Here is a 12297-nt window from a genome sequence, read left to right on the forward strand (position 1 = left end):
CCCAGACCGATGAACGGACGCAGGCTCCACGACGCGTCGCCGAAGTCGTAGATCACATTGGCCATCAGCGTGGTCGAGGTGATCTCGCCGTCCGGCACATCGCACGCGCCCGCCGCCGGCGTCACGTTGCAGATGAACGGCGCGCCCGAAGCCACCGTCACCTCTTCGAGGTCGCCGCCCGAGCGGTGTCCGCCTTCCAGCTCGACACGCCAGTTCTCGTTGAACCGGTAGCCCAGCCGCGCAAAGCCGGCCCAGCTGTCTTCAGGGTTGAAATCGACGCCCTGCGCCGTCTCGACGTCCGCCGTGTGCCAGCCGGCGTCAAGCGCGCCGTACCAGCCGTTCGGCTCGGCAGACGCTGCGCCGGCTGCAAGCAGCCCGGCCATCGCGACGCCGGCGAGAAGTTTCACCTTCATCATATCCCTCACACTCAAGGTTGCCCGAATGCCCACGCTTACACGGGGCGGCTCGGGAGGCAGAACCACAATGTACGGTTCCGGTTCCTCGCCAGACCATCGAATGCGGCGACTGTGGCGCCATTCCAACACAAATGCAGGGGCTTTCTCCTTCTGAAACGCCTGCTAGGACAATCGGGCGGGATCAAGTGAGGCGAAATGGCGATGAAATTCGACGGACGGGTGGCGATCGTCACCGGGGCGGGCGGCGGCCTGGGGCGTGAACATGCACTGGCGCTGGCTAGCCGCGGGGCCCGGGTGGTGGTCAACGATCTGGGCGGCGCCCGCGACGGATCAGGCGGGTCGGCCACGGCGGCGGAAGCTGTGGTGGCCGAGATCACGGCGGCCGGCGGCGAGGCGATGCCCAGCGCCGCCTCGGTCACCGACTTCGCGGCCGTGCAGGCGATGATCGCCGAGGCGATGGAGCGCTGGGGCCGCGTCGACATCCTGGTCAACAACGCCGGGGTGCTGCGCGACAGGACCTTCGCCAAGATGGAGCTGGACGACTTCCGCTTCGTCGTCGACGTGCACCTGATGGGGGCCGTGAACTGCACCAAGGCCGTTTGGGACATCATGCGCGAGCGGAACTACGGCCGCATCGTCATGACCACCTCGTCCTCCGGGCTCTACGGCAACTTCGGCCAGTCGAACTACGGCGCCGCCAAGATGGCGCTGGTCGGCCTGATGCAGACCCTGTCGATCGAGGGGGCCAAACACGACATCCGGGTCAACTGCCTGGCCCCGACCGCCCACACCCGGATGACCGAGGATCTCGGCGCCCGGCTGCCGCTGGAGATGCTGGAGCCGTCGCTGGTCACGCCGGGGCTGCTGCACCTCGTCAGCGAGGCGGCGCCGAATCGCTGCATCCTGGCCGCCGGCGCCGGCGGCTTCGAGCGCGCCTACGTCACCCTGACCCAGGGCGTGCGCATCGTCGGCGAGGACGCGCCCGAACAGGTCGCCGCCCGGTTCGAGGAGATCTCCGACCGCGCCGGCGAGATCGTGCCGGAGATGGGCGCGGCGCAGGGCTTCATCGAGCTCTCCAAGGCGCAGAAGGCCCTCGGCGAGGGCTGACTTGGCTGACGCGGCGGCAAGGTTCTAAATCCCGAACATCGCGCTCAGGCCGCGAGCGACCGCGTCGCGAGCGATAGCGCCAACCAGCAGGAGCCTCGCCGATGTCCCGCGAAGCCGTGATCGTCTCCACCGCCCGTACCCCGATCGGCCGCGCCTACCGCGGCGCCTTCAACGACACCCAGGCGCAGCAGCTGGGCGGCCACGCCATCCGCCACGCCGTGGCCCGCGCCGGCGTCGATCCGGCCGAGATCGAGGACGTGGTCATGGGCGCCGCCCTGCAGCAGGGCTCGACCGGCACCAACATCGGCCGCCAGGCGGCGCTGGCCGGCGGCCTGCCGGTCACGACCGCCGGCATGAGCCTCGACCGCCAGTGCGCCTCGGGGCTGATGGCCATCGCCACGGCGGCGAAGCAGGTGATCCACGACGGCCAGACCGTCGCCGTCGGCGGCGGGCTGGAATCGATCTCGCTGGTGCAGAACCAGAACATGAACCTGTTCCGCCTGCACGATCCGGACCTGAAGGCGCTGCACCCGCACATCTACATGTCGATGCTGGAGACCGCCGAGGTCGTCGCCGACCGCTACGGGATCAGCCGCGAGGCCCAGGACGAATACGCCCTGCAGTCCCAGCAGCGCACCGCCCGGGCCCAGGCCGAGGGTCGGCTGGACGCCGAGATCGCGCCGATGACCACCACCATGCAGGTCGTCGACAAGGCCACCGGCCAGGCTTCGGCCCGGGAGGTCACCCTGTCGAAGGACGAGGGCAACCGGCCCGACACCACCCTCGAGGGCCTGTCCTCCCTGAAGCCGGTGTTCGGCGGCGGCGAGACGGTCCAGCAGGGCCGCTTCATCACCGCCGGAAACGCCAGCCAGCTGTCCGACGGCGCCTCGGCCTCGGTGATCATGGAGGCCAGGGAGGCCGAGCGTCGCGGGCTGAAGCCGTTGGGCGCCTTCCGCGGCATGGCGGTGGCCGGCTGCGAGCCGGACGAAATGGGCATCGGGCCGGTGTTCGCCGTGCCCCGCCTGCTGGAGCGGCACGGCCTGACCGTGGACGACATCGGCATCTGGGAGCTGAACGAGGCCTTCGCCGTGCAGGTGATCTACTGCCGCGACCGGCTGGGCATCCCCAATGAGCGCCTCAACGTCTCCGGCGGCGCCATCTCGATCGGCCACCCCTACGGCATGTCGGGCGCCCGCATGACCGGCCACGTCCTGATCGAGGGCAAGCGCCGGGGGGCGAAGTACGGCGTCGTCACCATGTGCGTCGGCGGCGGCATGGGCGCGGCGGGCCTCATCGAAATCTACTGACACGACCAGCCGCGCCCACGCCGGAAAGCGGCCGGACCGCCATGCGGTCCGGCTGCGGCGCGGTGGGGCTGTTCGAGATCTACTGAGCCCGCTTCTCCGGCGGCGGCGGCCGTCCCATCGCGATCCAGGCCGCCCGCTCGGCCTCCATCTTGGCCATCCAGCGGGTGCGCAGGGCCGCCGGGCGGGCCGGGTATCGTTCCTCCAGGAAGTCGGCCGCCACCACCCGGTCGGTGCGGAAGGTGCGGAAATCGTCGCGCATCTCGCACCAGCCCACCAGCAGCCGGGTGGTCTCTCGATAGCCGACGAGGAACGGCCAGACCACGCGGCGGGTCTCGCGCTCCCGCTCGTCGCGGTAGAGCAGGGCCAGCTTGCGGCCGGCGTGGATCCAGGCCCGCGCCTGCGCCATGTCCAGCGCCTCGGGCTTGCGGTCGTCCCACACCGGCGCGCTGGCCACCGCCGGCTCAAGCAACACCGGCCGCAGGCGCTCGGGCACGGTGGCGGCGATCTTGGCGATCAGGTCCCGCGCCGCCCGCGCCAGGGCCGGGTCCCCGCGCCCGGCCACCCACTGCGCCCCCAGCACCGCCGCCTCGACCTCGTCGGAGGTCAGCATCAGCGGCGGCATGTCGAAGCCGCCGTCAAGCACATAGCCGACGCCCGCCTCGCCCCGGATCGGCACCCGCTGGCCGATCAGGGTGGCGATGTCGCGATAGATCGAGCGCTTCGAGGTCTCCAGTTCGACGGCGATGACCTCGGCCGTGACTGGCCGCGACGAGCGCCGCAGCACCTGGATGATCTGGAACAGCCGGTCCGCGCGTCTCATGTCGCCACCCTTGCGTACGGTTGCTGACAGCATGCTGTCAGCAGGATGTCAGTAGTCAATCCGGGTCGACGGCGAGCGCGCTCGGGCCACGGGCGGCCGCGTCGCGAGCGACAGCGCCCCAACCGGAGAGACATCCATGCTGACCCTGTTCCACGCCCCGCAATCGCGCTCCGGCCGCATCGTCTGGCTGCTGGAGGAGCTCGGCGCCCCCTACGAGATCGAGTACGTCGACATCTTTCGCGCCCTGTCGGGGACCGGAAAGGCCGACCCGGCCAATCCGCATCCGGACGGCAAGGTCCCGGCGCTGCTCCACGACGGCGCGCTGGTGACCGAGTCCGCAGCGATCGCCCTGTATCTGACCGATCTGTTCCCGAGGGCGAACCTCGGCGCCCCGGCCGGATCGCCGGAGCGGGCCGCCTATCTGACCTGGCTGTCGTGGACCGCCGGCGAGATGGAGCCGGCCTACTGGAGCCGCATCCGGGGCGAGACCGAGGCCGATCCGATCGCCCGCAAGCGCTACGATGCGGTCAACGCCCGCATCCTCGGCGCGCTCGACCACGGCCCCTGGCTGATGGGCCACCGGTTCACCGCCGTCGACGTCATGGTCGGCTCGGCCATGCTGTGGGGCCGGGAATTCGCGCCGCAGAGCGCGGCCATGGACGCCTGGCTGGCGCGGCTTTCGGACCGGCCGGGCAATCTCCTAGCCGCGGCCAGGGACGCGGCGCCGGCGCCGCTGGCCGACGTGGCCTGAAACCGCGCGACGACGGTCAGGCCGCGCGGGTGGCGGAGTCCTCGCCGTCCGCCGGCCGGTCGATCGCGCGCAGACAGGCGACGAAGTCGTCGCGCCACAGGCCGACGTCGGTGTCGCGCACCACCTGCATCAGCGACGCCCACTTCCGCTTGCGCTCGTCCAGCGGCATGGTCAGGGCGCGCTTGATGGCGTCGGAGAGCTCCTCGCGGCTGAACGGATTGACCAGCAGGGCCTCGCCCATCTGCTCGGCGGCCCCCGCGAACCGCGACAGGATCAGCACGCCCGGATCCTCCGGATTCTGCGCGGCGATGTATTCCTTGGCGACCAGGTTCATGCCGTCGCGCAGCGGCGTCACCAGCCCGACGCGCGCCGCCCGGTAGATGCCGGCCAGCTGGTCGCGGCGGTAGGTGCGGTTGAGATAGCGGATCGGCTGCCAGTCCATGTCGGCGTACTCGCCGTTGATCCGCCCCGCCAGGGCGTCGAGCCGGGCGCGGATGTCCTGGTAGGCGTCGACATCGTCGCGGCTGATCGGGGTCACCTGCAGCAGGAAGACCTCGCCGCGCATGTCGGGATTGTCGGCGAGGAACTGTTCATAGCCGAGCAGCCGCTGCTCCAGCCCCTTGGAGTAGTCCAGCCGGTCGACGCCGACGATCATCGAGCGGAACGCCGCCGACGCCGCCATGCGGTCGTAGGTGCGGGTTCCCAGCGCCGAGTTGCGGGCCGCCAGGAAGCCGTCGACGTCGATGCCGATGGGGAAGACCCCGGTCTGCACCGTCTTGCCGAACGCCTCGAGCGCGTCGTTGGGCAGCAGCCGCCCGTTCACGCTGGGCTCCGAGGCGACGTAGTCGCGGAACAGGTCCAGCCACTCGCGGGTGTGGAAGCCGATCAGGTCGTAGTCGAACATCGACTCCACCAGCCGCCGGTGGTGCGGCAGGGTGACCAGCAACTGCCGGGCCGGCCAGGGCGTGTGCAGGAAGAAGCCGATGCGGTTGCGGATGCCGCGCCGGCGCAGGTCCCGGGCCAGCGGGATCATGTGGTAGTCATGAATCCAGATCACGTCGTCCGGCTGGATCAGCGGAGCCAGCACCTCGGCGAAGCGGGCGTTGGTCCGTTCGTAGCCCTCGCCGTAGGACCGCTCGTATTCGGTCAGGTCGACGCGGTGGTGGAACAGCGGCCACAGCGTCTTGTTGGCGTAGCCGTTGTAGTACTCCTCGACGTCCTGGGCCTCGAGGTCGACAAGGGCGACGGTGACCCCGGCCCGATCCTCGATCTTGGCTTCGGGAACGAACGTCTCGACCGTCTCGCCCGACCAGCCGAACCACAGGCCCTCGTATTTGCGCAGGGCGGCCGAGAGCGCCATGGCCAGCCCGCCGGCCGAGCCGGCGGCGGGGTCCTTGGGCGCGGAGACCCGGTTGGAGACGACGATCAGGCGGCTCATGGCTGCAGAACCGCCGGACGAGCGTTTTGGCGCCAGCGCGATGTCGTGAAGGCGTTCATCGAACCTCCTTCCACGAGCGGCTCAGCAGCACGGCGCAGTTGATGATACCGACCAGCGAGTAGGTCTGCGGATAGTTGCCCCACAACTCCCCGTCGGCCAGCGAGATGTCCTCGCTGAGCAGGCCGGCGTGGGTGCGGCGGCTCAGCATCTCCTCGAAGATCGCCCGCGCCTCCTCGGTGCGGCCGTTCAGGTGCAGCGCCTCCACGAACCAGAAGGTGCAGAAGTTGAACGCCGTCTCCGGCTCGCCGAAGTCGTCCGGCTCCACGTAGCGGAACAGGTACGGCCCCTTCTTCAGGTCGCGTTCGATGGCCTCGAAGGTGCCGACCTGGCGCGGGTCCAGCGGGTCGAGGAAGCCCAGATCGGTCAGCTGCAACAGGGAGGCGTCCAGCTCGCGATTGCCATAGCTGGCGGCGAAGCGGCCCTCTTCCGGCAGATAGGCTTCGCTCTCGATGCGCTCGCGGATGACCCGCGCCCGTTCGCGCCAGACATCCGCCCGGCTGGCGAGGCCCAGGTGGTCCGCCGCCTTGGCGAGACGATCGCAGGCCGCCCAGCACATCACCGACGAATAGGTGTGCACCCGCGCGATGGTGCGGAACTCCCACAGGCCGGCGTCGGTCTGGTCGTGCATGGCGTAGGCCCGCTCGCCAACCTTCTCGAGGGCGTGGAAGTCCTCGACCGTCCCGGGCCGCAGCAGCCGGTGGTCGTAGAAAGCCTGCACGAGGCACAGCACGATCTGCCCGTAGACGTCATGCTGCAGGTGCTCGTGCGCCTGGTTGCCGACGCGCACCGGCTTCATGCCCCGGTAGCCCTCGACGGTCTCGACGATTCGCTCGCCGATGCCGGGCTCCAGCCCGACCCCGTAGACCGGCTGCACATGTCCGCCGGCGGAATCGTCGACGAGATTCCTGAGGTAACCGAGGTAGTTCTCGAGGATGTCCACCGCGCCCAGCCGGTTCAGCGCCCGCACGACGTAGTAGGCGTCGCGGATCCAGCAGTAGCGATAGTCCCAGTTCCGCCCGCTCTCGGGGAACTCGGGCACCGAGGTGGTCATCGCCGCGACGATCGCGCCGGTCTCCTCGTAGGCGCACAGCTTCAGTGTGATGGCGGCTCGGATCACCGCCTCCTGCCAGTCCAGCGGCAGGTACAGCTTGCGCACCCAGTCCTGCCAGTAGGCGACGGTCCGCTCCAGCGCGGCGCTGACGCCGGGCCCGACGTCCTGGTCGTAGCCCTCGTCCGGCCCGAGGAAAAAGGCCAGGGGCCGCTCCAGCCGGAACATCCGTTCGTTGAGCACGTGCGAGACCGGACAGTCGGTGGTCAGCCGCAGCGTCACGTCGGTGCAGAGGTAGCGGATGTGGTTGGAGCCGTGGGTACGCTCCGCCCGGCGGGCGCCCCAGTCCGCGGCCGGCCGCAGACGCATGCGGATGCGCGGCGCGCCGTGCAGCGGCCGGACAACCCGCCCGAAGGCGAGCGGCCGGTAGGTGCGGCTGTGTTTCGGATGACGCGGCGCGAAGTCGACGACTTCGACCGACGAGCCGTCCTCGGCGGTCAGCACCGTGCGCAGCACCGGGGTGTTGCGCACATAGGCCTGGCTGACGTGCTTCTGCCCCTCCAGCTCGATGTCCCAGAAGCCGTGCTCCGGCTCCATCCCGTCCATCAGGGCCGAGAACACCGGGTCGCCGTCCACACGGGGCGCGCACGCCCAGACATAGCGTCCGCGACGGTCGATCAGCGCGCTGATCGAACAGTTGCCGATCGGGGCGAGGTCCAGGTCGGGCTTCATGCGGTCTCCTCGAGCCGTTCCAGCCAATCCAGCACCTCGTCAACGCCCGGAAGGCCGAAGCGAGCCGCCGTCTGTCGCGCCGGCCCGACCAGCACGCCAAAGCCGCCCAGCGCCTCGGCGGCGCGGAAGCCGTATTCGTCGGTCAGGTCGTCGCCGACCATGATCGGGCAGGCGCCGGCGAACGGCGGCTCCTCCATGAAGGTGGTCAGGGCCGTGCCCTTGTCCGTGCCGGGGGTCTTCAGCTCGATGACGGCGTTACCTGGCTGCATCACCAGGCCGGTGTCGGTCGCCAGGCAGCGGGCCAGGGCGGTCGCCGCCGCCGCCGCGTGAGGCGCCTGTCGGAAGTGCAATCCGGCTGACACCGCCTTGTCCTCGACGATTACGCCGGGAACGCGGGCGGCGAAGGCCTCGAACGCCTCCACGGCGACGCGCACGCCCTCGGCCGGCTCGGCCCGGTGGATCGAGCCGTCGGGGCGCCGCCGCTCGAGCCCGTGGACGCCCGAGGCGGAGGTCAGGGCGGATTCGGAGATGCGGTCGACCTCGGCGAGGGTGCGGCCGCTGACGATCGCCACCCGTCCGTCGAAGCGGTCGGCGACGGCCTTCAGGGCCGCGGTGCGGCGTGGATGCGGCACCACCGCCTCCGGCGTTTCGGCCAGCGGCGCGAGCACCCCGTCCAGATCGAGGAACAGGGCCGGCCGTCGGATGCGGAAAGGCGGCGGCGGCAGGTGCGGTGAGTTTTCGACCGCCGCGGCCGCGGCGTCGACGGTCGGATGTGACGTCCCCATGGCTGTTCCTAACGCGGAACCCGGGATCGGGTTGACCCCAAGCGTCGCTTTTTTTGACGCGGCGCAGCATGACGGCGTTCGCCGGCTCCGGATTGTGCATTCCGGCGCGATGGGCCAATTCCGCGTCATGACCGAGCCCCGCCCCGCCCTCGCCGCCGAGCCCGCCGCCATGATCGACCGCGCCCGCGAGGTGGTGCGGCTCAACGTCTCCGCCCTGCAGGCGCTGGAGGCCGGCATCGGCGACGATCTTGTCCGCGCGGTCGAGATCATCCTGTCGCGACCCGGCTACGTCGTCGTCACCGGCATGGGCAAGTCGGGCCACATCGGCGGCAAGATCGCCGCCACCCTCGCCTCGACCGGCACCAACGCCTTCTTCGTTCACCCGGCCGAGATGAGCCACGGCGACCTCGGCATGCTGAGGAAGGACGTCACCCTGCTGGCCATCTCCAACTCGGGCGAGAGCCGCGAGCTGCGCGATCCTTTGATCTTCTGCCAGCGCGAGGGCATTCCGGTGATCGGCCTGACGCAGCGGCCGAACAGCTTCCTCGGGCGCACCTCGGCGGTCTGCCTGGCCATGCCGCAGGTGGCCGAGGCCTGCCCCAACAACCTCGCCCCGACCACCTCGACCCTGATGACCCTGGCGCTGGGCGACGCCCTGGCCATGGTGCTGATGGACCGCCGCGGCTTCACCGCCGAGGCCTTCGGCCTGCACCACCCGGGCGGCAAGCTGGGCATGAGCCTGCAGAGCGTGCGCGACTGGATGGGCGACCGCCCGCCGGCGCCGGCGACAGTGCCGACCACCGCGACCTTCGCCGAGGTCGTCTCGGCCATCACCGAGGGCCGCAAGGGCGCCACCGCCGTGGTCGACACGGACGGGCGGCTGGCCGGGATCGTCACCGACGGGGACGTGCGCCGGGCCTTCAACCGCGAGAACGCCGCCGGCCTCACCGCCGCCGACATCATGAGCCCCCGTCCCAAGGTCATCGCCCCCGACGCCCGCATGAGCGACGCCATCGACCTGATGACCCAGAACAGGATCGCCACCCTGCTGGTCCTCGAGGACGAGCGTCCGGCGGCCATCATCCACATCGCCGAGCTGATGCAGGCGGGCTACGTGAGCTGAGGGATCAGGGATCAGGGATTGGGGATTAGGGACTAGGGATTAGGGACGAGTGGGCGGGCTTCCGCAAAGCTGCTCGGGCCACGGGGCTCGCGAAGTCGCCGTGGGGAACGATCCCCAACCCCTAATCCCCCAATCCCTGCTCCCTGGTCCCTACCTCAATACGCCGTCCGCCCGTCGATATTCCCCGGCGGCGCATAGCGGCAGGCCAGCACCGAGCGATCGCCGCGGCTCTCCACCGCGCAGCCGACGTGGGTCGTGTCGCGCCACACCAGCTGGGTGTAGTGGGCCACCTCGGCCCAGTTTCCCGTGCGGCTGACGTTCGGGAACGGACCGTGCCGGTAGTCGGCCCGCTCGGCCGCCCACTCCCCCACCATCTCCTCGGGGGTCCAGACCCGGCCGCCCCAGCCGGTCCACAGGTTCTCGCCGTGTCCGTGCGGCGCGGGATCGTGCGCGAAGGTGCTGCTGCCGATCAGCTGGCGCGCCCACACCCGGGCCTCCGCCTCGAGGGAGTCGGCCCAGCGCAGCGGCGCGACGCCGACCCGCGCCCGCTCGGCGTTGTGGGCGTCGAGCAGCCGGCGCTCGACCTCGCTGGACGGCGCGGTCGAACGCGGCGGCGCGATGGGCTGCACTGTCCGCGGCTGCTGCGGCGGCGGCACCACCAGCAGCCCAGGGTCGGCGCAGGCTGCGCCTCCGGCCGCCAGCAGGGCCACGGCCGCAAGCCGTGCCGGAAGCATCGCCGGCCTCAGCGGGTCTGCAGGCCTTCGCCCAGCGGCTGGTCGGTCTGCGCGCTGGCGACATCGTCGCCCTCCAGCGTCCGCGTCTCGGCCGGCTTGCCGGCCTGGAACTCCTCCATGGCCGTCCGCTTGCGGGCGCGCATGTCGTCGGCCAGCTGATCCATGTCGAGGCCGGCGGCGCGGGCCTGGCTGAACATGCCCTCGACCCGCTTCTCCTCCTCCTCGACGTGGTGCTCGATCATCTCGGACAGCACCTTGACCTTGGCGTCATAGAAGGCCTCGTCTGGCCCGCCCGCCTCGATCTCGTTGATCAGCAGCTTGGCGCTGTCGTGCTCGACATAGGCCTCGTCGACCAGCTCGTCCTCGATCTTGCCGCGACAGGCCGGGTAGAAGATCTCCTCCTCGATCGCCGTGTGCACCTTCAGCTCCAGGCAGATCTCCTCGGCCAGCTTCTGCTTGGTGGCCTTGCCGTTGGTGTTCTCGAACTTTTCGAACAGCTCCTCCACCTTGCGGTGGTCCGCCTTCAGCATGGCGATGGCGTCCATCTCTTCGTAGCTCTGGGCCATCTCGGCTCCTCCTTGCTTCTTCGGCGACAGAAGGCGCGAAGCGGACGGCCGTTCCGCCCACCGGCCAAGCTGAGAGTCGTTCGCGGGCCGCCGCGCCGCCCGTTGTTACTTGACGTTGACGTAAACGTAGGGTTTCTGACCAGCGCGTTTCGAAACCGCACCCTCCCTTCGAAGCCCCCAAGGAGCTCTCCATGGCCGACGCCTACATCTACGATGCGGTCCGCACCCCGCGCGGCAAGGGCAAGAAGGACGGCTCGCTGCACGAGATCACCGCGCTGAGCCTCGCCACCCAGGTGCTGGAGGCCCTGCGCGACCGCAACGGACTGGACACCTCGAAGGTGGACGACGTCATCCTCGGCTGCGTCTCGCCGGTGGGCGAGCAGGGCGCCGACATCGCCCGCACCGCCGTGCTCAACGCCGGCTGGGCCCAGACCACCGCCGGCGTCCAGATCAACCGCTTCTGCGCCTCGGGCCTCGAGGCGGTGAACATGGCCGCGGCCAAGGTGAAGGCCGGCGAGGCCGACTTCGCCGTCGGCGGCGGCGTCGAGGCCATGAGCCGCGTGCCGATGGGCTCCGACGGCGGCGCCTGGCCGGTCGACCCGTCCTCGGCCTTCTCCACCTACTTCGTGCCGCAGGGCGTCTCGGCCGACATGATCGCCTCGAAGTGGGGCTTCAGCCGCGACGACGTCGACGCCTATTCGGTCGAGAGCCACAAGCGCGCCGCGCGCAGCTGGGAGGAAGGCCGCTTCGCGAAGTCGGTGGTGCCGGTGAAGAACCAGCTCGGCCTCGTCCAGCTGGACCGCGACGAGACCATCCGCCCCGCCACTGACATGCAGACCCTGGGCGCGCTGAACCCGTCCTTCGCCATGATGGGCGAAATGGCCTTCGACAGCGTGATCAACCAGCGCTACCCCGAGGTCGAGCGCGTCAACCACGTCCACACCCCGGGCAACTCCTCGGGCATCGTCGACGGCTCCGCCGGCGTGCTGATCGGCTCGCTGGAGGCCGGCAAGGCCCTGGGCCTCAAGCCGCGCGCGAAGATCCGCGGCGCCGCCTCGATTGGCTCCGAGCCGTCGATCATGCTGACCGGCCCCGAGTTCGTGACGCAGAAGCTGCTCGGCAAGCTGGGCATGACCACCGCCGACATCGACCTGTGGGAGCTCAACGAGGCCTTCGCCGCGGTGGTGCTGCGCTACATGCAGGCGCTCGACATCCCGCACGACAAAATCAACGTCTGCGGCGGCGCCATCGCCATGGGCCACCCGCTGGGCGCCACCGGCGCGATGATCACCGGCGTGGTCCTCGACGAACTGGAGCGCTCCGACAAGGAGACCGCCCTGGTCACCCTGTGCATCGGCGGCGGCATGGGCACCGCCACCGTCATCGAACGCGTCTGATCCGGGAGTAGAG

The 12297-nt window shown here is 70.2% G+C and carries 12 protein-coding genes; 5 read left to right on the forward strand and 7 right to left on the reverse strand.

Annotated elements, in window-relative coordinates:
* Nucleotides 1-413 (reverse strand): outer membrane beta-barrel protein (locus tag BM333_RS14695; RefSeq protein ID WP_177221914.1); only part of this gene is annotated, 413 nt, incomplete at its 3' end.
* A 198-nt stretch (nucleotides 414-611) separates the two neighbouring features.
* On the opposite strand from BM333_RS14695, the gene BM333_RS14700 reads away from it, so the two are divergent.
* Together BM333_RS14700 and BM333_RS14705 are read left to right on the forward strand one after the other, a co-directional pair.
* On the forward strand, nucleotides 612-1523 hold the full coding sequence (locus BM333_RS14700; RefSeq protein ID WP_092313433.1) for an SDR family NAD(P)-dependent oxidoreductase: 912 nt from the start codon (nucleotides 612-614) through the stop codon (nucleotides 1521-1523).
* Between the two features lie 101 nt (nucleotides 1524-1624).
* On the forward strand, nucleotides 1625-2830 hold the full coding sequence (locus BM333_RS14705; RefSeq protein ID WP_092313436.1) for an acetyl-CoA C-acyltransferase: 1206 nt from the start codon (nucleotides 1625-1627) through the stop codon (nucleotides 2828-2830).
* Nucleotides 2831-2909: 79 nt separating this feature from the next.
* Here BM333_RS14705 and BM333_RS14710 read toward each other — a convergent pair whose 3' ends face one another.
* Entirely contained in the window at nucleotides 2910-3650 is a 741-nt protein-coding gene (locus BM333_RS14710) for a helix-turn-helix transcriptional regulator (protein WP_092313439.1), read from the reverse strand.
* Between the two features lie 136 nt (nucleotides 3651-3786).
* Here BM333_RS14710 and BM333_RS14715 point away from each other — a divergent pair, with 136 nt between their 5' ends.
* Complete coding sequence (locus BM333_RS14715; protein WP_092313442.1) at nucleotides 3787-4401, forward strand: glutathione S-transferase family protein; 615 nt, start codon at nucleotides 3787-3789, stop codon at nucleotides 4399-4401.
* Between the two features lie 16 nt (nucleotides 4402-4417).
* Here BM333_RS14715 and BM333_RS14720 read toward each other — a convergent pair whose 3' ends face one another.
* Genes BM333_RS14720 through otsB form a run of 3 tightly spaced genes read right to left on the reverse strand, consistent with a single transcriptional unit; the run spans nucleotide 4418 to nucleotide 8464 of the window.
* A complete protein-coding gene (locus tag BM333_RS14720; protein ID WP_092313445.1) occupies nucleotides 4418-5839 on the reverse strand; it encodes an alpha,alpha-trehalose-phosphate synthase (UDP-forming) in 1422 nt (473 codons plus the stop codon).
* A gap of 55 nt (nucleotides 5840-5894) precedes the next feature.
* Nucleotides 5895-7679, reverse strand: coding sequence for a glycoside hydrolase family 15 protein (locus BM333_RS14725; RefSeq protein WP_092313448.1), 1785 nt, complete (start codon nucleotides 7677-7679; stop codon nucleotides 5895-5897).
* Complete coding sequence (gene otsB, locus BM333_RS14730; protein ID WP_092313451.1) at nucleotides 7676-8464, reverse strand: trehalose-phosphatase; 789 nt, start codon at nucleotides 8462-8464, stop codon at nucleotides 7676-7678. Before otsB ends, BM333_RS14725 begins: the two co-directional genes overlap by 4 nt.
* A gap of 127 nt (nucleotides 8465-8591) precedes the next feature.
* Between otsB and BM333_RS14735 the strand changes: the two genes are divergently transcribed.
* Nucleotides 8592-9587, forward strand: a complete 996-nt coding sequence (locus BM333_RS14735; RefSeq protein WP_092313571.1) for a KpsF/GutQ family sugar-phosphate isomerase — start codon at nucleotides 8592-8594, stop codon at nucleotides 9585-9587.
* 155 nt (nucleotides 9588-9742) lie between these two features.
* On the opposite strand, the gene BM333_RS14740 is transcribed toward BM333_RS14735, so the two are convergent.
* Together BM333_RS14740 and BM333_RS14745 are read right to left on the reverse strand one after the other, a co-directional pair.
* Nucleotides 9743-10321 (reverse strand): CAP domain-containing protein, encoded by a 579-nt coding sequence (locus tag BM333_RS14740; protein ID WP_092313454.1) that lies wholly within the window; start codon nucleotides 10319-10321, stop codon nucleotides 9743-9745.
* A gap of 8 nt (nucleotides 10322-10329) precedes the next feature.
* Nucleotides 10330-10887, reverse strand: a complete 558-nt coding sequence (locus BM333_RS14745) for a hemerythrin domain-containing protein (protein WP_092313457.1) — start codon at nucleotides 10885-10887, stop codon at nucleotides 10330-10332.
* Between the two features lie 191 nt (nucleotides 10888-11078).
* Here BM333_RS14745 and BM333_RS14750 point away from each other — a divergent pair, with 191 nt between their 5' ends.
* Entirely contained in the window at nucleotides 11079-12284 is a 1206-nt protein-coding gene (locus BM333_RS14750; RefSeq protein WP_092313460.1) for an acetyl-CoA C-acetyltransferase, read from the forward strand.
* Nucleotides 12285-12297 lie beyond the last annotated feature (13 nt).

This window comes from Brevundimonas viscosa, assembly GCF_900116065.1.
GTDB lineage: Bacteria > Pseudomonadota > Alphaproteobacteria > Caulobacterales > Caulobacteraceae > Brevundimonas > Brevundimonas viscosa.